Here is a 20387-nt window from a genome sequence, read left to right as displayed (position 1 = left end):
ATGTCTCGTCCCATCGCGATGTGCCATCTCGCGTCTCCTGTGCCGATCCTCCGCACCATGGCCGGCGCGGCGTTGATTGCTGGTCGTGAGGCAGGATAGGGCCGCCGGCGAACCGGTGAGAGTGACAAGTGTGACAGGATTCTGCCCGACAAGCCGCGGCGGTCGCAGCGAAGCTCACCGATCCGCGGATCAGCAATCGTGTCCGGTGCCAGTCACGATCCCAGCATCGCCCGCTATCCCGGAGCCGGAACAAAAAAAGCCCGCTGCCGGGAGGAGGTGGCAGCGGGCTCGATTTCGAATACGGCACGGGAGGAGGTGTACCGCACTCAGCGTCGGCATCGCATCTGGGAGGAGTAGATGGCCGACACCTGCGAAACTATCGATTGCCCAATGATTCGGCAACCACAAAAGTTGCATAGGTGATGTGCAGATTTGCGGTATCAACCGAATTTTAACGATCGAGGCCCGAGCGACCATCGCCTTGCGCGACATCACTGCACCGGGACATTTTCCTTGAAGATCAGGCGCGGCTCGATGAATTTTCGCGTCAGATAGGGCGCCGACGAGGCGATCGAGCCGAGCAGGCGAATGACCGACTGTTCGGCAATCAGCCGCGCATTCTGGTCGATGACGACGTCGAGCAGATCGTCGACGAGATAGCCGCGCGTCTCGCGCGTCAGATCATGGCAGATGAACACCGGCTTCGTCTGCGGCCTGACTTCGAGCAATGCTTTTGCCACGCCCGAGCGCCCGGCGCCGATACAGTAGATGCCGAGCAGCTCCGGCTCGTTGTGCAGCGCCTTCATGGTCGCGGTATAACTGACCCCCGGCTCATCGTTGATCTCCACGGCGCTGGTGACGGTTAGGTTGGGGAACTCCTCGCCGAGCACGGAGCGAAAGCCCATCTCGCGTTCCTCGTGGCCGCGGTAGGAGCGTGAACCGACGACCATCGCCAGATGGCCCTGGCGGCCGCCGAGGAACCGTCCCATCAGCAGCGCCGCCGTTCGTCCGGCCACACGGTTGTCGATGCCGACATAGGCCGAGCGTGGCGCGCCCGGAACGTCGGACACCAGTGTGACCAGGCGGATGCCGGCCTCGACGATCTCGCGCAAGATGTTGCGCGTTCTCGGATGATCGATGGCGATGACGCCGACGCCGTTCGCCTTGAGCGAGAGGTTTTCGACGGCCGCCTGCAAGGCGCTCGGCGAGATGCCGGCGAGCTTGTGGATGCGGCAGGAGGCGACCAGCGGCAGGCGCGCCGCATAATCCTCGATGTGTCTGGCCAGATCGGCCATGAAGGCATTGCTGCCTATCGGCAGGAAGAATTCGAGATGTGCCGGCCGCGACGGCAACGCGACCTGGTCGACGACCGGCAGATAGCCGAGTTGCTTGGCCGCCTCCATTACGCGCTGCCGGTTGGCGGCACTGGCTCCCGGCCGGTTGTTGAGCACACGGTCGACCGTCGCGGTCGACAGGCCGCAGCTTCTGGCAATATCCGAAACGGTGGCTTTCATGTCGCAACCATGTGGCGATGCGATCCAGTGCCTCGACGATCAGGCCGACCCCCGGCTGCTCAGCTGGGCCGTTGCGTGCCCTCGACCAGCGCGTCATGGATCTCCTTGTCCGACATGCCGGTGATGACGCGTTCGACTTCGGCGACGCTGGTCTTCTTCGGGTCGATATCGTCGGCGACCACCTTGCCGCGGCGCATGACGACGATGCGGTCGACCACCTGGAAGACATGATGGATGTTGTGGGCGATGAAGATGCAGGAATGGCCGGAATCGCGGGCACTGCGCACGAAGCTCAGCACGCCTTGCGTTTCGGCGACGCCGAGATTGTTGGTCGGCTCGTCGAGGATGATGAGATCGCTGTCGAAATGCATGGCGCGCGCAATCGCCACCGCCTGTCGCTCGCCGCCGGAGAGCGAGCCGATCGGCGTCGTCGGCGGGATGTTCTTCGAGATGCCGACCTGCTTGAGCAGGTCACGGGCAACCACGTTCATCGCCTCCTGGTCCATGCGGTTGAGGAAACGCGGCGGCTTGATCGGCTCGCGTCCAAGGAACAGGTTGCGGGCGATCGACAACTGCGTCACCAGCGCCGAGTCTTGGTAGATCGTCTCGATGCCGTGGGCGATGGCGTCGCTGGTACTGCGCAAATTCACCTTCTTGCCGCGGATGAAGATGTCGCCGCTGGTCAGCGGGACCGCGCCCGACAGCACTTTGATCAGCGTCGACTTGCCGGCGCCGTTGTCGCCGAGCAGACCGACGATCTCCCTTTCGTTGACATGGAAATTGGCATCAACCAGCGCCTGCACGCGGCCATAGGACTTGCGGATATTTTCCATGCGGACAAGCGGTTCGGCCATGGTTCAAGTCCCTGCCTGATGCCGGCGTTCCAGCCATGAATGGAGCGCCATCATGCCGAGGATGATGGCGCCGATGAAAATATTATAGGCAAGGCCCGGCACACCGATCAGCACGATGCCGTTGCGCATCACGCGCAGGATCAGGATACCGAGCACCGTGCCGATGATTGTGCCGCGCCCGCCGGTCAGCGCCGTGCCGCCGATCACCACCATGGCGATAACTTCGAGCTCGTAGCCGGTGCCGCTGTTGGGGTTGGCCGCCGAGGTGCGCAGCGAGGAGATGACGCCGGCAAGCGAGGCCAGGATCGACGACAGGATGAACAGGCCGATCTTGACGCCGCTGACATTGACGCCGCGCGCCCTTGCAGCACTCGGGTTGCCGCCGGCCGCCTGGATCCAGTTGCCTGTCCGGCTCTGCGTCAGAACGTAGCCGAGCGCGATTGCGGCGGCGATGAACCAGAACAGCGACATGTAGATACGGAACGGCCCGATGAAGAAATCGCCGACCAGCGCTTCCGCCAGCCAGCTGCCCTCGGCGCTCCAGGTCCGCTGCGGAAACCCGTTGGTGACGAACAAAGCGGTGCCGCGCACCACCAGCAGCATGCCCAGCGTCACCAGGAAGGACGGGATCTTGAGCTGCGTCACGAACCAGCCATTGACCAGTCCAATGAACGCAGCGACCACCAGCGCAATGACGAAGGCGGCTTCCAGCGAGGCGACGCCGCTGTTGAACAACGTCCACATCAGGACCGGCGAGAAGCCGAACACCGAGCCGACCGAGAGATCGAATTCGCCTGATGTCATCAACAGCGTCATCGCCAGCGCGATCAGCCCGAGCTCGACCGTGAAGGCCAGCGTGTTCGAGATGTTTTGCGGCGACAGGAAGTCGTGGTTGATGCCCCAGAACACGGCGATCTCGACGACGAGCAGCACAAACGGCCCGAACTCGGGCCGCGCGATCGAGCGTTGGATAAGAGAACGATTTTCCACCTTGGACCCGCGATAGGATTGGATTTGGCCGCGACCGCAACCGGCTTCGGCGGAATGATGAGACAGTCACGGCCGCCGAAGCGGCCGTGACCAACTCGATCGCGGATCTATTTGCCGGACAGGATCTTGTCGTAGACTGCCGCGGTGTCCTTCTCGTAGAGCGCGCCGGTGATCACGTCGAACCCGGGTGGAATACCGCTCGCCGCCATGTTGGCGAGCGAGAGCGCGACGTAGCTGGTCGCCTGCGGATCCTGCCACTGCGCGGCATTGACGTAGCCGTTCAGCACTTCCTGGGTGGTGTCGAGCGAGTTGCCCCAGCCGACGACCGGGATTTCGCCCGGCTTGACGCCGACCTGGTCGAACACCCGCTTGATCGAACCGGTGACAAGGTCGCCGAGGCCGATAACCGCCTTGACCTTGGCCCTGTTGGCGGTGAGGTAATCGACCATGCGGTTGATCACTTCGGCCTGGTCGAGCGTCGCTTCGGTGATTTCATAGGTGATGCCGAGCGGCTCGAACACGCTCTTGATGCCTTCCTCTTCCTGGACGCCATAGGTGGCGCCGGGAATCTCGACCGGCATCCAGACGAAGTCGCCCTTCTTCACAAGGCCCTTGTCGACCAGATACTGCGCCCAATGTTTGCCGAAGGTGACGTTGTCGCCGCCGACATAGGCGTTGAAGTCCGCCTTCGGGTCGGGCGTGTTGAAGTTGATGATCGGGATGTTCGCCGCCCGCGCTTCCTTGGCGATCTCGACAAGGCTGCCCGGATCAGGGCTGGTCGTGGTGATGCCGTCGGCCTTGGCGGAAATCGCGGCGCGAACAGCCTCCTGCTGCGACGCCACGTCGCCATTGTGGAACGACGTGTTGACGGTGTTGCCGGTGTCCGCCGCCCATTGCTTGGCGCCGGCAAGGAAGTATGTCCAGACCGGATCGGCCGGGCCGCCATGCGAAATCCAGTAGAACGTCTTGGCCTGTGCCGCGGCCGGAATGGCCAGCGCCACCATCAAGCCAAGTACAAGCAGTCTTAGCCTCGTCAGCATTTGATTTCCTCCCATTTGAACCGAACTCCTCCTCCTACGACGATCGCGGCCAAAAACCGTGCGCGGCCAAAGCCGTGATCGCATTTGCCAGCGTCGACCTGGGCGCATTAGAGCATTCCCTTTTTCGATCGATGGCAAGCCTCGATTGCCAATGGACGTTGGCGCAAGGCACCACGCCATCAGCAATCCCATCAGATTGCATCAGTTTGGCTGATATTTTCCAGGCGGCCGACGATCGGCCTTGCGACCGTCATGCAATGCTGCGCGGCGGCGCGCCGAGCACGTATTGCTCTAGGTCGATAAGCGTCCCGGTCATCAGCCCGGAGGCGTCGCTGAGCAGGAACAGCGTTAGCTGGGCGACTTCGTCCATGGTCAGCAATCGACCAAGCGGCAGGCCGGCGGCGGCAATCTTTGCCCAGTTTTCGCCCTTGCCCAGCGTGCGCGCCTGCATCTCTTGTTCGGCCGGCGTCGCTACCCAGCCCATGTTGATGCCGTTGACGCGGATGCGATCGGAAAGATGCGCGTTGGCAATGTTTCTGGTCAGCGTCGAAAGCGCGCCCTTGGTTGCGGAATAGATGGCAAGGTCCGGCGCACCGCAATGCGCATTCACCGACAGTATGTTGACGATGGCGCCCGCCGCCCGCCGTGTCTTCATGTCGGCTACGGCTGCCTGCATGAGGAAGAACGGCGCGCGCGCATTGACGGAAAACAACCTGTCCCAGTCGTCGATTGTGCCAGTTTCCAGCGAGGCCCGGTCGGTGAGGGCCGCGGCGTTCACCAGACAATCGATGCGGCCGAGTCTTTTGATCGCTTCCGCCATGACAGCTGCAGGCGCGGCCGGATCTCCAAGGTCGGCCTGGATGAAGACGACGGGCCGGCTTGGTCGTGAAAGCTCTTCGGCGATGCGTCTGCCACGCTCGGCATTGCGGCCGACAATGGCGATCCCTTCGCCGCAGTCGGCTGAGGCCAGCCGGACGATGGTCTCGCCAAGCCCTTGCGTTCCGCCGGTAACGACAAGGGTCTTGCCCTCAAGAGCGACGATCAATGGACTCTCCCGAATGCCGACGAGCAGGTAATTTCCAATCAGAGAATTCTAGAATCTATCGGATGTAGGGTGGGGGACTAGATGAGGTCGGCCCTGGCGAGGTCGCGCATCAGGTGGCTGGCACCGTAAGTCCAGTGCGGACAGTCGGGCGACAACCGCACCCGGTTGACCAAGGCGCCGAACTTCTCTGACGATATGGTGACGATGTCGCCGACCTTGTGGGTAAAGCCCTTGCCTGTTTCGCCGCGATCCTTCGACGGCACGAACATGGTGCCGAGATAGAGCGCCAGCCCGTCCGGGTACTGGTGATGTGGCCCCATGGCGGCGGCGACCAACTCTTCCGGCGAGCGGCTGATCTCGGCCATCGAACTGGCACCCTCCAGCGAGAACCCATCCTCGCCTTCGACTTTCAACCGTACGATCGCCTGCTTCACGTCGCCGATGGAAAACGTCTCATCGAACAGCCGGATAAAGGGGCCAAGTGCTGCCGAAGCGTTGTTGTCCTTGGCTTTGCCGAGCAGCAGCGCCGAGCGCCCCTCGACGTCGCGCAGATTGACGTCGTTGCCGATCGTCGCCCCGACAATCCTGCCGCTGCCGGCGGCAATCATGGCGATCTCCGGCTCCGGATTATTCCATGTCGAAACCGGATGCAGGCCGACATCGGCGCCGAAGCCGACCGAGGCCATCGGCTGGCATTTGGTGAAGATCTCGGCATCGGGGCCGATGCCGACTTCCAGATATTGCGACCAGGCGCCGCGCGCTATCAGCTTGGCCTTGATCTCCATCGCTTCCGGCGAGCCGGGCTTGAGCTTCGACAGATCGTGGCCGATCAGCCCGGCGATGTCGGCGCGAATGGCGTCGGCCTTTTCCGCCGAACCGCGCGCCTGCTCCTCGATCACCCGTTCGAGCAGGCTGACGACAAAGGTGACGCCAGATGCCTTGATCGCCTGCAGGTCGACGGGGGACAGCAGATACGGTTTCCCCGGATCGCGCGCTGTCTCGAAACTGTTGGCGGCAATGGCATCGAGCGGGCCGATCGGCCGCCCCTTGGCCGAGCGGACGTGCCCCGCCGGATCCGGCAATTCGCAAACGTCGCGCACGGTCGGCGCCACATTTGACGTGATGTCGAAGACCGTGCCGTCACGCACCGTGACCGCCAGCGGATGGGAAGCATCGCTCGCCCGGGCGCGGCCCACGAAGAGGCCTTCGGCGGGCAAATGTGTGGCGTTCGTCATGGCTTACATTTCCTGTTGTCTTGTCCTTCGGCCGCGGCACTTTCAACAAATTCCCGCCAAAGGTCTATCCCGCTTGCAGGGCGAGCTTTGTCAATTCTTTCAAGCGGTCTTCGCATCGCTGGACCTTGATCGAGCCTGACGTGCGCCAACGGCGACGGAAAACGCTCTTTCAAAATAATGAAACCGTCGCTAGGGTTTTCACCTACTGAAATCTCCAGGTGACGCTTGCCCGTACGGTTTTCCGATCCAATCTGGCAGAAGCCGCGGACAGCCACCGCGTTCCAGTCGCTTTTTCCCGCCGGCCAATGCGTCGATGTCGTTATCGTCGGCGGCGGTATCATGGGGCTGTCGACAGCCTTGCACGCTGCCCGGTTCGGCCTTGCTGTCCAGGTGCTGGAGGCCGGCGAAATTGGCAATGGCGCATCCGGCCTGAACGGCGGTCAGGTCATTCCCGGCCTGAAATACGATCCGGATTGGCTGCTGGAGCATTTTGGTCTCGAACGCGGCGAAGCGCTCGTCAACTTTGCCGCCTCGACCGCTGACACCGTCTTCGAATTGATCCGCGACGAAAGACTGGCGGTGCCGTTCGTCCGCAATGGCTGGATCCAGGCCGCGCATACCGAGACCGCGCTGAAAGCGGCGGCGAACCGGGATCGGCAGTGGCGCGCCCGCGGCGCCGATGTCCGGCTGCTGAGCGGGACGGAGATCGCGACGATGACCGGCGCGCAAGGCTATCTCGGCGGCTGGCTCGATCGCCGCGCCGGTGTCATCGATCCGCTCGCCTACACGTCGGAACTGGCGCGCGTCGCTGCAGCGGCGGGCGTAAAGATCGCCGAGCGCCAGAACGTGATGCAGATCAGCAAGAATGCTGGCATTTGGCACGTTTCTACGGAAAGCGGCGCCGAACTCAAGGCCAAGGCGATTGTCCTGGCGACCAACGCCTATACCGGCGGCCTGCTTCCCGGCCTCACCGAGACGATCGTCCCGCTGCATTCCTTCCAGATCGCGACAGCACCGCTATCGTCCAATCTCGCGGCGGCTATCCTGCCGGAAGGGCAGGCAGTGTCGGATTCGCGCCGCATCCTCGTCTATTATCGCAAGAGTGCCGACGGCCGGCTGGTGCTCGGCGGGCGCGGCCGCATGGCTTTGCCGAACGGCCCGGCCGACTGGGCGCATCTGGAGCGCGCGCTGCTGCGGCTTTATCCGGCGCTGTCAGACATTGCCATTGAAAAGCGGTGGTTCGGCCGGGTGGCAATGACGCCGGACCATCTCCCGCATATCCACGAGCCAGAGAAGGGTCTGCTGGCGGTCGTCGGTTGCCAGGGCCGCGGCATCGGCCTGATGACCGCGCTTGGCGAGCGCATCGCCTCCTATCTGTCGAGCGGCGACACCAGGCAATTGCCGTTCCCGGTTTCGCCGATCCGGCCGATCCCGTTTCATGCGTTTCGGCAGGTCGGCGTTGCCGCGACGATCGCCTGGTACCGGATGCTGGACGCCTTCGAACGCTGACGTTCATTCCCAAGCATGAAACAGCTTGACAGCTTCACGAATATGAAAAAAGTTTGGTCAATTTCAAATTATGATGGGTAGTCGATGTCGACCATCGCCGCAACGCAGCCGCTGCCGGAAACCCGGTCTTCGCCGGGTTTTCGCTTCGCCATGCTGCTGCCCGGCGGGTTGGTCACCTTCTTGCTGATCCTTTTCGCCCTCGGCCTGGTGTTCTTTCTCGCCTTTCGCGGCAATGACGGCTCGCTGCTGGGGGCTGGTTTCACCCTTGCGAATTTCGTCACTGTGGCCACCGATCCGCTGTACTGGACGGTGACGCTGCGCTCGCTGGGCATCGCCGGCCTGGTGACGCTGGCAACCGTCGTCACCGCCTATCCCGTTGCCTACTATCTGGCTTTCCATGCCGGGCGGCGGCGCGGGCTGCTGCTGTTCCTGCTGACCCTGCCGTTCTGGACCAGCTATCTGCTGCGCGTCTTCGCCTGGAAGATCGTGCTTGCCTATAATGGCGTGCTGAACTCGGCGCTGATCGAAAGCGGCATCTGGTCGGAGCCGACATTGGCCTTCCTTAATACGCCGGCAGCGGTCGTCGTCACGCTCGCCCACGCTTATGCGCCGTTCGCTATCCTGCCCATCTATGTGGCGCTGGACACCATCCCGAAATCGCTGCTCGAAGCCGCTTCCGATCTCGGCGCAAAACCATTCACCAGCTTCCGCCGCATCGTGCTGCCCAATTCGATGCCGGGCGTGCTGGCGGCCGCTCTCGTCGTCTTCGTGCCGACCGTCGGCGATTATGTGACGCCGGCGCTGGTCGGCGGCCCTGCCAGTACAATGATCGGCACACTGATCCAGGCCGAGTTCGGCAAGGCCAATGACTGGCCGTTCGGCGCCGCACTCGCCGTCGCCGTCATGCTGGTCATTCTCGCCGTGGTGCTGGTGGTGCGCTTCGCCGACCGGCGATACGGCAGCCGCACATGAACACCGCGCGCCTGGACGCAAAGCAAGGCGGCGGCTGGCTCGGAGCCTACGTCCTTGCCTATCTGGTGTTCCTGTATCTGCCGATATTGCTGATCCCGCTGTTTTCATTCAACAATTCGATCCAGGCGGCATTTCCGCTGCAAGGCTTCACGCTTGAGTGGTACGGCACACTTTACGGCAATTCGGCGCTGTCCGGTGCGCTTGCCACCAGCCTCGTCATCGGCGCCATTGCCGCCACCGGCGCAACACTCTGCGGCATCACCGTGTCCTATATGGACCTCTACGGCCGCTCGCCGCTGGCCGCCACGATCAGTGCCATTGCGCGGCTGCCGATCCTGATCCCCGGCGTCATCGTCGGCATCTCGCTGTTGATCCTGGTCAATCTCGCCGGTTTCGGGCCGTCGCGCATTGCCATTGTGCTCGGCCATGTATTGGTGGCGCTGCCGACGACGGTGGTGGTCATGCGCAGCCGCTTCGCCGCCATCCCGAAGACCATCCGCGAGGCAGCGCTCGACCTCGGCGCCTCGGACTGGACGACCTTCAGACGGGTGATGCTGCCGCTCAGCCTGCCCGCCATTATTTCGGCGTTCATGCTGGCCTTCCTGACCTCGTTCGACGAGTTCATCGTCGCCTTCTTCCTTGCCGGCACCGAGCCGACGCTGCCGCTTTATATCTGGAGCCAACTGCGCTTCCCGAAATCGCTGCCGACCGTCATGGCGCTCGGCACGGCGATCCTGGCCGTGTCGTTCGTTATCGCCGCACTCGCCGAAATCCTGCGCCATCGCGGGCTTGCCGCCACCCGGCAGCCAGCGCCCGCCAGCCTGTCAAAACCAGAAGAAACCGAAAGAGGAGAACTGCAATGGCATTCGACTTGAAATCGATAACGGCAAAGACAGCGAAAACCGGACTGGCCGCCTTCGCGCTGGCGCTTGCGTCGACTGTCGCCTTTGCCGGCGACAAGCTGCAATATTTCACCTGGTCGGGTTACGAGCTGCCCGACTTCAACAAGAGCTTCCTCGCCGCGCACCCTGATGGCGTCGAAGCCGCGACGTTCGGCGACGACGATGACGCCTTCACCAAGGTCAAGGCCGGCTTCCGCCCCGATGTCGCGCACCCTTGCTATGACAAGGTGGCGCGCTGGAACAAGGAAGGCCTGCTGCAGCCGATCGACACCAAGCGCATCAAGAACTGGGATTCGATCTTCCCGGTCTTCAAGAACCTGCCCGACCTGCAGGCCGGCGACGGCAAGGTCTGGATGGTGCCGTGGGACTGGGGCAATACCTCGATCCTCTACCGCACCGATCTGGTGAAGAACCCCGAAGCCAGCTGGAACCTGCTCTGGGACAAGCAATATGCCGGGCGCATGGCGACCATCGATGCCGTCCACGACACACCGGTGGTGGCGGCCCTTCTGGCCGGCGTCAATCCATTCGACATGACACCGGAACAGATGGACAAGGTGGCGGAGAAACTGCGCGAGCAGCGCCCGCTGCTCTCGAACTACACCACCGACATGACCTCGGTCGAACAGGCACTGGCGAGCGGCCAGCTGGTCGCGGCCATGACCTGGAACGCCTCGGCCACCTCGCTGAAGAAGCAGGGCGTGCCTGTCGAGTTCATGAAGCCGAAGGAAGGCATGCTGACCTGGGCTTGCGGTTTCGTCATGCTCAAGGACGCCAAGAACGTCGATCTTGCTTATGACTTCATCAACAGCCGGCTGGAAACGGATTCCGGAAAGTATCTGATCCAGGCCTACGGCTATGGCAGCTCGACCAGCTCGGCTTTCGCCGCCGTGCCAAAGGAGGAGTTGGAGAAACTGCAGCTGCCTTCCGATCCCGAGGTGATGCTGAAGACCACGATCTTCACCGGGCCGATGAAACAGAATGACGAACTCGCCAAGATGTTCGAGAAGGTCAAGGCAGGCGGCTGAGTTCGCTCTTCCTTCTCCCCTTGTGGGAGAAGGTGGATTGGCGCGCAGCGCCAAGACGGTTGAGGGGTGTTGGAAGGAATGAGGCGTTGGTGTTTTCTGGAACACCCCTCATCCGACCGAGCTTCGCTCGGCCACCTTCTCCCACAAGGGGGAGAAGGGAAGAGCGCGCGGCGCCGGCCAAAAATACTGTAACAAGGACGAACGAATGGACATGCTGGACGAAGCGGCTGAGAAGCCGAAGGACGACGCCGACGTCAGGGTCGGCCGGCGCGTGCGGGCGCTCAGGCTGGAGCGCAATCTCTCGCTGGCCGAACTTGCCGCCAAAGCCGGCGTGTCGATCGGTGCACTGAGCCAGATCGAGCGCGGCATGTCGTCATTGCGGGTCCGCGTGATCTGGCCGCTTGCCGCCGCCCTCGATATAGAGCCGTCGGCGCTGATCGCCGACGGCAATGATGTCGGCAACGACCTCTATTGCGTGCGCGCCAACAGCCGGCGGCAGATCCCGGTAAAATCGGAAGGCATCGCCAAGGCACTGCTGTCGCCGCCAGCCGCCACGCTGACCGGCATGCTGGTGACCGTGGAAGCCGGTGGTGGCACCGCCGAAGCCTACGCCCATGCCGGCCATGAATTCGGCTTCGTCCTGTCCGGCGAGGTCGAGCTGGTGGTCGATTCGACCAGATACGGGCTGAAGGCCGGCGACAGCTTCGCCTTCAAGAGCACCTTGCTGCATGCCTTCCGCAATCCGGGCAGCGAGCGCTGCCAGATCCTGTGGGTCAACACGACCAAACCGTCCGAGATTCGCGATGGCGCCTGATCCGCTCGTCCGGCTGGACAAGGTCTCCAAGATTTTCCCCGGCGGCATCATCGGGCTCGACGCCGTCGATCTCGATATTTCGCGCGGCGAGTTCCTGACCCTGCTCGGACCGTCCGGCTGCGGCAAGACCACCAGCTTGCGGGTCATCGCCGGCTTCGAGAGCCCGTCGAACGGCAGGGTCCTGCTCGAAGGCCGCGACATCACGGCGCTCAGGCCCTTCGGCCGTCCCGTCAATACCGTGTTCCAGGACTACGCGCTGTTCCCACACATGAACGTTGCCGAAAATGTCGGCTTCGGCCTGTCGCTGCGCAAGCTCTCCGGTGCCGAACAGGCAAAGCGCGTCGGCGCAGCGCTCGACATGGTCGGCCTTGCCGAGAAGCTCGGCGCCCGCGTGTCCGAATTGTCGGGTGGCCAGCGCCAGCGCGTCGCACTTGCCCGCGCGATCGTCTGCGAGCCGCGTGTGCTGCTGCTCGACGAGCCGCTGTCGGCGCTCGACGCGCATCTGCGCGAGCAGATGCAGGTCGAACTGAAGCGACTGCAGTCGCGGCTTGGCACCACTTTCGTCATGGTCACGCACGACCAGACCGAGGCGCTGTCGATCTCAGACCGCATTGTCGTCATGAACAAGGGCCGCATCGAGCAGATTGCGCCGCCGGCGACCCTTTACGATCGACCCGCCACCAAATTCGTTGCCAGCTTCATCGGCACCATGAACCTTCTGCAGTCGCGCTTTGTCGGCCGCGATGGCGAGCGCTTGCGGTTCATCGCCGGCGCTCTGCCGCTGGAAGCGATTTCGGATAAAGGCGAGCTGCCTGGCGAGGGCACGGTGCGCACCATTGGCGTGCGTCCGGAGGACCTTTTGGCCACGACCGAGGCGGCGGCCGGTACTGCACCGGTGCGGGTGAACAGCATCGTCTTTCACGGCCGCACCTTGCGCCTTCATGCAGAGTTGGGGCAGGGGACACAGGTGGTGATCGACGCGCCGCGCCGGACAGAGGGTTTTCAATTCAGCGTCGGCGACGTGGCGCATATCAGCCTGCGCCGTGGTGCCAACTGCCCTATGCTGCCTAGCTAGTCTCACTCATTTCCAGAAAACCGGAGCACGGCCCATGAGCAATCATCTCAATTTTTTCATCGGCGGCAAATGGGTCGGCCCCGTGGTTCCGGCAACGCTGGATGTGATCGATCCGTCCACTGAAGAGGCCTACACCAAAATCTCGGTCGGCTCGAAAGCCGATGTCGACAAGGCCGTGGCTGCGGCCAAGGCGGCATTCCCGGCCTTTTCGCAAACGACCAAGGCCGAGCGCCTGAAGCTGCTGAAGCGTATCCTCGAAGTCTACAATGAGCGCTACGAGGACATCGCCCAGGCGGTCAGCCAGGAAATGGGCGCGCCGATCAGGTGGGCGCGCGAGGCGCAGGCCTGGGCGGGCAGGGCGCATATGGAAGCCACTATCAAGGCGCTGGAGGATTACGAATTCAGCGAGAAGCGCGGCACCACCATGGTGGTCAAGGAGCCGATCGGCGTCTGCGCGCTGATTACACCGTGGAACTGGCCGCTCAACCAGATAGTCTGCAAGGTGGCGCCGGCCATCGCCGCCGGCTGCACCGTCATTTTAAAGCCTTCCGAAATCGCGCCGATCAGCGGCATCATCTTTTCCGAGGTGATGGACGCCGCCGGCACGCCGAAGGGCGTCTACAATATGGTGAATGGCACTGGTCCGGATGTCGGCCAGGTCATGGCTGGCCATCCCGACGTCGACATGGTCTCGTTCACCGGGTCGACCCGGGCCGGCATCATCGTCGCCAAGACGGCGGCCGAGACGGTCAAGCGCGTGGCGCAGGAGCTCGGCGGCAAATCGGCCAATATCGTGCTGCCCGACGCTGACTTCGAGACGGCGGTGCGCAAGGGTGTCAACGCCTGCTTCGGTAACAGCGGCCAGTCCTGCGACGCGCCGACCCGCATGCTGGTGCCGGCCGCCCGTCACGACGAGGCGCTGACGATCGCCAGGAAGGCCGCCGAACGGCACAAGGTCGGCGACCCACGCTCCGAGGAGACCAAGCTCGGGCCGGTGGTCAGCACCATCCAGTTCGACAAGATCCAGCGGCTGATCGAGGCAGGCATCGCCGAGGGCGCGACGCTGGTTACCGGCGGACCCGGCCGGCCGGAGCACCTCAACCGTGGCTATTATGTGCGGCCGACCGTTTTCGGCCACGTCAGGCCCGGCATGACCATCGAGAAGGAGGAGATTTTCGGGCCGGTCCTGTCGGTCATCTCCTACGATGACGATGATGATGCGGTGAAGATCGCCAACGACACCGTCTATGGCCTGGCTGCCTATGTGCAGTCCGGGGATATCGACCACGCCCGCAAGATTGCCAGCCGGCTACGCGCCGGGCAGGTGTCGATCAACTATCCGGAATGGGATACGTTTGCGCCCTTCGGCGGCTACAAGCAGTCCGGCAACGGCCGCGAATATGCCGACTGGGCGATCCACGATTTCCTCGAGATCAAGGGCATCATCGGCTACGGCGCCTGAGCGTTCAACATTGGCATTACGCCAACCGTCAAGTTTGTTGCGAGCGTTGGTGCCTCGGCACCGGCGTTCGGCTGAACGGCCACAACGATTGCGTGGCCGCAATGTGAGTGCGAAGCAGGGTCGCCTCAGATCGTCTTGAGATAGCCGGCCAACTGATCCGCCACCGTGCCCCAGCCGTCGTGGAAGCCCATCTCCTCGTGGCTGTTGCGCGTGGCTTCGTCGCGGTGGATGGCGGTGGCGGTGTAGCGCGTCGTCTCGCCATGCGATTGCAGCGCTATGACGGCTGTGATGAATGGGTCGCCTGACGGCCGGTAGCCGGGCAGCAGCGCATCGGTCCACACCAGCCGCTCGTCCTGGACGATCTCGAGGTAGCAGCAACGCCTGTCGTTGACCTCCTTGCCGTCGGGCGACTGCATGCGGGTTCGGAACAGACCGCCGGGCCGCAGGTCGATCTCGCAATCGGTGATGATCTACGGCTTCGGCGTGAACCATTGGCTGACATGCTCGGGTCTCGTCAGGGCCATCCACAGCAGTTTTCGCGGCGCCTCGATCGTCCGTTCGAGCACGAGGTCGAGCTTCGGATCGGGTTGGAACAACGGCACCATATTCATCTGTCTTTCTCCTTGAGTTTCAGCACGTAATCGTCGAACTGGTCGAGACGGCGCTCCCACAGCGCACGCTGCTCGGCCAGCCAGTTTTCCGCGAGCTTCAACGGCTCCGGCGCGAGCCGGTAGGTCCTGACGCGGCCGGCCTTTTCCGAATGCACCAGCCCGCAGCCTTCCAGAACCCTGAGGTGTTCGATGAAGGATGGCAGGGCCATCTCGAACGGCTGGGCAAGCTCGCTGACCGAGGCGGGGCTTCGGTTCAGTCGCTCGACCACGCGTCGCCGGGTCGGATCGGCGAGCGCCCGGAAAATGCCGTCAATGGGCGGGGGGCTTTCGGTCTGCAGGCCCGTCATGGTCGTTTCCTTGCCTCAAATTAGCTCGGGAAATAGTTAGGAAGATTCCTTACTATTGGCAAGCGCGAAAATCGCAGACGGCCGGCGAGGCCGCTGGAAAACCGAGAGGCGCGGTTTTAGGGTGCCGTCAGATTCGACTGGTCCGAGGACGCGTTTTGACGATCACCATGTACGGCATCACCAATTGCGATACGGTCAAGAAGGCGCGTTCCTGGCTGGCGAGCCACGATGTTGCCTATCGCTTTCACGACTACAGGGCAGACGGCCTTGACGCGGATCGGCTGAACGGCTGGTCAGGCAAGGTCGGCTGGGAAATCCTGCTCAACAAGGCGAGCACAACGTTCCGTGAACTGTCGGAGGAGGACAGACTGGGCCTGGACGAGAAGAAGGCCAAGGCGCTGATGCTGGCCAAACCGACGATGATCAAGCGTCCGGTGCTGGAACTTGGCGACAGGGTTCTCGTTGGCTTCAAGCCTGATGTTTATCAAGAGGCGGTGAGTGGGAAGTAGAACCGACCCGCCACGATCCGTCGCGCCCCCCTCTGTCCTGCCGGACGTCTCCCCTCTGGGGAGATTGGATGTCACTTCGGCTTTCGCTAGTCTCCAAAGAAGGGCGCTTTCGGCGAAGCTGCCAATCTCCCCCCTTGAGGGGGAGATGGCCGGCAGGCCAGAGGGGGGCGCTGTCCCGCCGGCGTGACTAATTGATCCCACGCAAATAGCTCGCCAGTGCCACCGCATTGTTGTGCGCCTCGTCATGGGCGCCGTAGAGCAGCGTCACCTTGCCTTCACGGAGCAAGGCACGTAGTTCCGCCACCGCCTCGCCGTTCCGGTCGAGCTCATCGCGGTATCGCCGCTGGAACTCCGCCCAGCGCGCCGGCTCATGGCCGAACCATTTGCGCAACCCATTGCTTGGCGCGATGTCCTTTAGCCATAGCGTCAGCGCCGCGTCCTCTTTGCGGACGCCGCGAGGCCATATGCGGTCGACGAGCACCCGCTGCCCGTCATCGGGCGCCGGCGGCTCATAGATGCGCTTGACCGCGAGCTCCATTGCCAACCCCGCATGGGCCAGCAGGCGCCGCTGCTTGCTGGCCTTCGTTTAGAGATACCGGGCCTAAACCCACTCGCCCTTGCGCATCACCGGCACGCGGCTGCCGTCCTTATGGACGCCGTCTACGTCGATCTTGTCCGAGCCGATCATCCAGTCGATGTGGATGAAACTCTTGTTGCCGCCGCGCGCCGCGATCTCGTCCTGGCTGAGCGAGGCGCCGTCGACGAAGCACTTCGAATAGCACTGGCCGAGCGCGATGTGGCAGGCGGCGTTCTCGTCGAACAGCGTGTTGAAAAACAGCAGCCCGCTCTTGGCGATCGGCGAGGAATGCGGCACCAGCGCCACCTCGCCGAGACGGCGCGAGCCTTCGTCGGTATCGAGCACCTTTTGCAGCACATCCTCGCCCTTCGTGGCCTTGGCCTCGACAATGCGGCCCGCCTCGAAACGCACCGCAATGCCGTCGATCAGCGTGCCCTGGTGGGACAGCGGCTTGGTGCTGGTGACATGGCCTTCGACGCGCCTTGCATGCGGCGTGGTGAAAACCTCTTCGGTCGGGATGTTGGGGTTGCAAGTGATGCCGTTCTTGGCGGTCGAGGCGCCGCCCATCCACTCGTGCCCCTCGGCCAGCCCGACGGTCAGGTCGGTGCCGGGGCCGGTGAAATGCAGCGCGTGGAAATTGTGGCCGTTCAGCCATTCGGTGCGGCTCTTCAACGCCGCATTGTGCGCCGTCCAGTTGCCGATCGGGTCTTCGACATCCACCCGCGAGGCGGCAAAGATGGCGTCGGCAAGTTTGGCCACGGCGACGTCTTCGGCGTCGTCCGGGAATACCTGCTTGGCCCAGGCCTGATCGGGATAGGCGACGATGTTCCAGTTGATGTCGAAGCCGGTGATCTTCTCCAGCGCCGGCTGGTAGGCCATCGAATTCGCCCTGTTGGCACGCGCCACCTTTGCCGGGTCCTGCGCCGAAAGCAGCGACGGATCCTCGCCGCGCACGGCAAGCCTCGCCGCATTGTTGGCGAAGGCTTTTGCCATGCCTTCATAGAGCCAGCCGGCGGCGCGGTCGAAACCGGCGTCGGCGCCGTAGCGGAAGCGCGCGAGAGTGATCTCATCGTCGTTGAAGATCGGCGTCACCAGGCCCGCGCCTGCCTTGTAGGCGTGCTCGACGATCCGCCGCGTCAAAGGCAGCGCGGCAATAGACGAGGTCAGCACCAGATCCTGCCCCGGCTGCAATTGCAGCCCGACCTTGACGGCGACCTCCGCCAGCCTGTCGAGCTTCACCGGGTCGATGCTTGCGGAAACGCCGCGCGAATGTGTGGTCATGATCCTGCCTGCCGTGATTGGGGACTGTTTCTTACATAGACCGGCGCTACCGACCTTTCCACCGTGATGTGCTGGCAGGCTCAGCTGGCGCTCTCGAGCGACCTGAACTGCGCCATCGTCGCCTCGATCTCTTCGCGGATCCAGATCTTGAAATCCCTGACCTTACGGCTTTCGTTCTTGCTGGCCGAAGTCACCAGCCAATAGCCGAGGCCGCTCTGGGCGCGTATGCCGAACGGCGCGACGAGACGGCCGTCGGCCAGCGCGTCGGCGGCCAGCAACTGCCAGCCGAGCATGACGCCGTGACCGGCAATCGCCGATTCCAGGCACAGCATCGGATCGGTGAAGCGCGCGCCCTTCATGAAGGTGACCGGCTCCACCCCGGCGGCTTCGAACCAGCTCTCCCAACTGATCATCGATCTTTCGTCGGTGATCGCACAGGTCAAAGCAAGGTCCTCGATCGATTTCAGCTTGCTGGCGATCACCGGTGCACAGACCGGAAACACCTCTTGCGCCAGCAGCAATTCGGCCCGCCCGCCCGGCCATTTGCCGTCGCCGAGCCGGATGGCGACGTCGATGTCCGAACGATCGAGATCGGCAAGCCGCACCGAGGCATCGATGCGCAGGAGCACGTTCGGATGGCGGGCGAAATGCCGCGACAGCCGCGGCAGCAGCCATTTCGAGGCGAAGGCCGGCGCCACCGAAACCACCAGCGTGCACTCCGAGCTTTCATCGGCAAGCGCCACCGCCTGTGCGAGTTCGCGGAAGCCTGCGCTGAGCCGCGCGGCAAAGACGGTGCCGAATTCCGTCGCCACCAGGCCAGCCGGCGTTCGTTCGAACAGCGCGCGGCCGAGTTGTTTTTCTGTTCGGTTGATCTGCTGGCTGACGGCGCTGACCGAGACGTTGAGCTCGCCGGCCGCCGCCGCGAGCGAGCCCAGGCGCGCGACGGCTTCGACGGCGCGCAAGCCGTTGAGATGGACGCGGTTCAGCATAGCCATACAGTTTTTCTAAACTGGAGCGGCGGAAATCTCAATTGCCAGACGCTAACGAACGGCGGATTCTAAGTAGGTTACGCAGAGTGAGGAGGCAAATCCGATGAAGATTTTATCATGGCTCGGCGCCTTTTCCCCGATCGGGGCGCAGCCACACCGGGATGACAGCGAGGCCATCAATTGGGTGACCGATCCGCTGGCGCATCCGCTCCTCGATACCATGTCGGAGCGCGAACTCGCCGACATGCCATTCAGGCTGACCGCGCGTCGCACTCGCTACGAGACGGCCTCGACCTGCTGCGGCTGAGTTCCTGAACGAGGATCGTGCTTGGCACCTCAGGCGAGCCAGCCGCCGACGCGGCTGCGAACACTTCTGGCCCAATAAAAGGCGGATTGTCTCACCGGCAGGCGCACCTATGGTGCACCGCGATGAACATCGCTTCGCCTTTCCGCCTCGCAATCGCCGGCATGATTGCCCTGGCCGTCGCCATGGGCATCGGCCGTTTCGTCTATACGCCGATCCTGCCCGGCATGATGGAGGAGCTCGGCCTGTCGCCGGCCGATGCCGGCTGGATCGCATCGGCCAATTATCTCGGCTACCTCGTCGGCGCGCTTGCCGCCACCGGCGGCTGGGCGCAAGGCCGCGAGCGTCAGCTGATGCTGGCCGGCCTTGCCGCCACCGCGATCCTCGCCGGCCTGATGGGCCTGACCGGCACGATGGCCGCGTTTCTCGTCATCCGCTTTCTTGCCGGCGTTGCAAGCGCCTTTGTCCTGGTCTTCATGACCAGCATCGTTTTCGGTCATCTCGCCGCGGCCGGGCGAAACGACCTGCAGGCGCTGTATTTCGGCGGTGTCGGCCTCGGCATCGCGGCGTCCTCGGCGCTGTTGGCAGTCCTCGTCACCGAACATGCCGGCTGGGCGGCGGGCTGGCGGTGGTCCGCGGTGATTTCGGCCTGCGGCTTTGCCGCCGTCGCGTTACTGGCTGCCGGCACCTCGACCGCGAACAGCGTTGCCGGGCCCGAGCCGGCGTTGCCGAAGCACCGGTCGCTGGTGAAGATCATCGTCGCCTACGGCCTGTTCGGCTTCGGCTACATCGTCACGGCGACGTTCCTGGTCGCGATCGTCCGCCAGGGCGGCGGCGGCCGGATCTTCGAGGCCGTGGTCTGGATGGTCACCGGCCTTGCCGGTTTCCCCTCGGTCTGGCTGTGGCAGAAGCTCGCGGCGAGAATCGGGCTTTATGCCGCCTATGCCCTGGGGTGTCTGGTCGAGGTGGTCGGCGTGAGCGCCAGTGTCATCATGGGCGGGCGCACCGGGCCGCTGCTCGGCGGCCTTCTTGTCGGCGGCACCTTCATCGCCATCACCGCGCTTGGCCTGCAGGCCGGCAGGCAGCTTGCTCCGCAAGCGCCGCGCCGGATGCTGGCGGTAATGACGGCCGCCTTCGGCCTTGGCCAGATCATCGGCCCGATCGTCGCCGGGCTGCTTGCGCAGGCCTCGGGTAACTTTTTCCTCGCCTCGATCGTGGCCGCCGCCGTCCTGCTCGCTTCCGGCGCGATCGCCTGGTCGGCTGCGCCAAAATCGCCATGATTATGGTCTTGCTCGGTTGCGGGCATCGGGCACGGGCATTTTCTTTCCC

At 63.6% G+C, this 20387-nt stretch carries 20 protein-coding genes and 1 pseudogene; 10 read left to right on the top strand and 11 right to left on the bottom strand.

Translation table 11 applies throughout. From position 1 onward, the window contains the following. Positions 1-491: 491 nt before the first annotated feature. From NKI17_RS01395 to NKI17_RS01370, 6 genes are all read right to left on the bottom strand, one after another. Complete coding sequence (locus tag NKI17_RS01395) at positions 492-1514, bottom strand: LacI family DNA-binding transcriptional regulator (protein WP_352905295.1); 1023 nt, start codon at positions 1512-1514, stop codon at positions 492-494. Between the two features lie 59 nt (positions 1515-1573). After that, positions 1574-2368: an ATP-binding cassette domain-containing protein gene (locus NKI17_RS01390; protein WP_352569415.1), complete on the bottom strand. Its 795-nt coding sequence runs from the start codon at positions 2366-2368 to the stop codon at positions 1574-1576. 3 nt (positions 2369-2371) lie between these two features. Then, the gene (locus tag NKI17_RS01385) at positions 2372-3358 is read right to left on the bottom strand and encodes an ABC transporter permease (protein WP_023674041.1); all 987 of its coding nucleotides are present in this window, start codon (positions 3356-3358) and stop codon (positions 2372-2374) included. A gap of 107 nt (positions 3359-3465) precedes the next feature. Next, positions 3466-4398 (bottom strand): substrate-binding domain-containing protein, encoded by a 933-nt coding sequence (locus NKI17_RS01380; protein ID WP_352455167.1) that lies wholly within the window; start codon positions 4396-4398, stop codon positions 3466-3468. A 250-nt stretch (positions 4399-4648) separates the two neighbouring features. Next, the gene (locus tag NKI17_RS01375) at positions 4649-5443 is read right to left on the bottom strand and encodes an SDR family oxidoreductase (RefSeq protein WP_352905294.1); all 795 of its coding nucleotides are present in this window, start codon (positions 5441-5443) and stop codon (positions 4649-4651) included. A gap of 77 nt (positions 5444-5520) precedes the next feature. After that, a complete protein-coding gene (locus NKI17_RS01370) occupies positions 5521-6678 on the bottom strand; it encodes a fumarylacetoacetate hydrolase family protein (RefSeq protein WP_352905293.1) in 1158 nt (385 codons plus the stop codon). A 225-nt stretch (positions 6679-6903) separates the two neighbouring features. Here NKI17_RS01370 and NKI17_RS01365 point away from each other — a divergent pair, with 225 nt between their 5' ends. From NKI17_RS01365 to NKI17_RS01335, 7 genes are all read left to right on the top strand, one after another. Beyond that, on the top strand, positions 6904-8187 hold the full coding sequence (locus NKI17_RS01365) for an NAD(P)/FAD-dependent oxidoreductase (protein WP_352905292.1): 1284 nt from the start codon (positions 6904-6906) through the stop codon (positions 8185-8187). Positions 8188-8271: 84 nt separating this feature from the next. Continuing rightward, a complete protein-coding gene (locus NKI17_RS01360) occupies positions 8272-9159 on the top strand; it encodes an ABC transporter permease (protein WP_352569420.1) in 888 nt (295 codons plus the stop codon). Then, a complete protein-coding gene (locus NKI17_RS01355) occupies positions 9156-10034 on the top strand; it encodes an ABC transporter permease (RefSeq protein ID WP_352905291.1) in 879 nt (292 codons plus the stop codon). The genes NKI17_RS01360 and NKI17_RS01355 overlap by 4 nt, the downstream gene beginning before the upstream one ends. Further along, the gene (locus NKI17_RS01350; RefSeq protein ID WP_352579424.1) at positions 10019-11089 is read left to right on the top strand and encodes an ABC transporter substrate-binding protein; all 1071 of its coding nucleotides are present in this window, start codon (positions 10019-10021) and stop codon (positions 11087-11089) included. Before NKI17_RS01355 ends, NKI17_RS01350 begins: the two co-directional genes overlap by 16 nt. Positions 11090-11294: 205 nt before the next feature. Further along, entirely contained in the window at positions 11295-11903 is a 609-nt protein-coding gene (locus NKI17_RS01345) for a cupin domain-containing protein (RefSeq protein ID WP_352905290.1), read from the top strand. Beyond that, positions 11893-12978 carry an ABC transporter ATP-binding protein gene (locus NKI17_RS01340; protein ID WP_352473379.1) on the top strand — a complete coding sequence of 362 codons (1086 nt, stop codon included), beginning with the start codon at positions 11893-11895 and terminating at the stop codon, positions 12976-12978. The genes NKI17_RS01345 and NKI17_RS01340 overlap by 11 nt, the downstream gene beginning before the upstream one ends. Before the next feature lie 34 nt (positions 12979-13012). Beyond that, positions 13013-14440, top strand: a complete 1428-nt coding sequence (locus tag NKI17_RS01335) for an aldehyde dehydrogenase family protein (RefSeq protein WP_352905289.1) — start codon at positions 13013-13015, stop codon at positions 14438-14440. A 125-nt stretch (positions 14441-14565) separates the two neighbouring features. Here NKI17_RS01335 and NKI17_RS01330 read toward each other — a convergent pair. Both NKI17_RS01330 and NKI17_RS01325 read right to left on the bottom strand, forming a co-directional pair. Continuing rightward, positions 14566-15045: pseudogene (locus NKI17_RS01330) on the bottom strand (SRPBCC family protein). A gap of 2 nt (positions 15046-15047) precedes the next feature. Then, a complete protein-coding gene (locus NKI17_RS01325; RefSeq protein ID WP_292659938.1) occupies positions 15048-15398 on the bottom strand; it encodes an ArsR/SmtB family transcription factor in 351 nt (116 codons plus the stop codon). 155 nt (positions 15399-15553) lie between these two features. Here NKI17_RS01325 and NKI17_RS01320 point away from each other — a divergent pair, with 155 nt between their 5' ends. Then, complete coding sequence (locus tag NKI17_RS01320; RefSeq protein WP_352905288.1) at positions 15554-15907, top strand: ArsC family reductase; 354 nt, start codon at positions 15554-15556, stop codon at positions 15905-15907. A 187-nt stretch (positions 15908-16094) separates the two neighbouring features. On the opposite strand, the gene NKI17_RS01315 is transcribed toward NKI17_RS01320, so the two are convergent. The 3 genes from NKI17_RS01315 to NKI17_RS01305 form a co-directional block, all read right to left on the bottom strand. Continuing rightward, the gene (locus NKI17_RS01315) at positions 16095-16451 is read right to left on the bottom strand and encodes a DUF488 domain-containing protein (RefSeq protein ID WP_352569431.1); all 357 of its coding nucleotides are present in this window, start codon (positions 16449-16451) and stop codon (positions 16095-16097) included. A gap of 57 nt (positions 16452-16508) precedes the next feature. Beyond that, the gene (locus NKI17_RS01310; protein ID WP_352905287.1) at positions 16509-17765 is read right to left on the bottom strand and encodes an aminopeptidase; all 1257 of its coding nucleotides are present in this window, start codon (positions 17763-17765) and stop codon (positions 16509-16511) included. Between the two features lie 80 nt (positions 17766-17845). After that, positions 17846-18760 (bottom strand): LysR substrate-binding domain-containing protein, encoded by a 915-nt coding sequence (locus NKI17_RS01305; protein WP_352755501.1) that lies wholly within the window; start codon positions 18758-18760, stop codon positions 17846-17848. Positions 18761-18857: 97 nt separating this feature from the next. On the opposite strand from NKI17_RS01305, the gene NKI17_RS01300 reads away from it, so the two are divergent. Beyond that, the gene (locus NKI17_RS01300; protein ID WP_352579416.1) at positions 18858-19061 is read left to right on the top strand and encodes a hypothetical protein; all 204 of its coding nucleotides are present in this window, start codon (positions 18858-18860) and stop codon (positions 19059-19061) included. Positions 19062-19183: 122 nt separating this feature from the next. After that, the gene (locus tag NKI17_RS01295) at positions 19184-20338 is read left to right on the top strand and encodes a YbfB/YjiJ family MFS transporter (protein ID WP_352905286.1); all 1155 of its coding nucleotides are present in this window, start codon (positions 19184-19186) and stop codon (positions 20336-20338) included. Positions 20339-20387 lie beyond the last annotated feature (49 nt).

Source organism: Mesorhizobium sp. M0816, from assembly GCF_040320005.1.
Lineage (GTDB): Bacteria > Pseudomonadota > Alphaproteobacteria > Rhizobiales > Rhizobiaceae > Mesorhizobium.
Note: the sequence above shows the minus strand (reverse complement) of the source record. Positions and strands in the feature narration are given on the sequence as shown.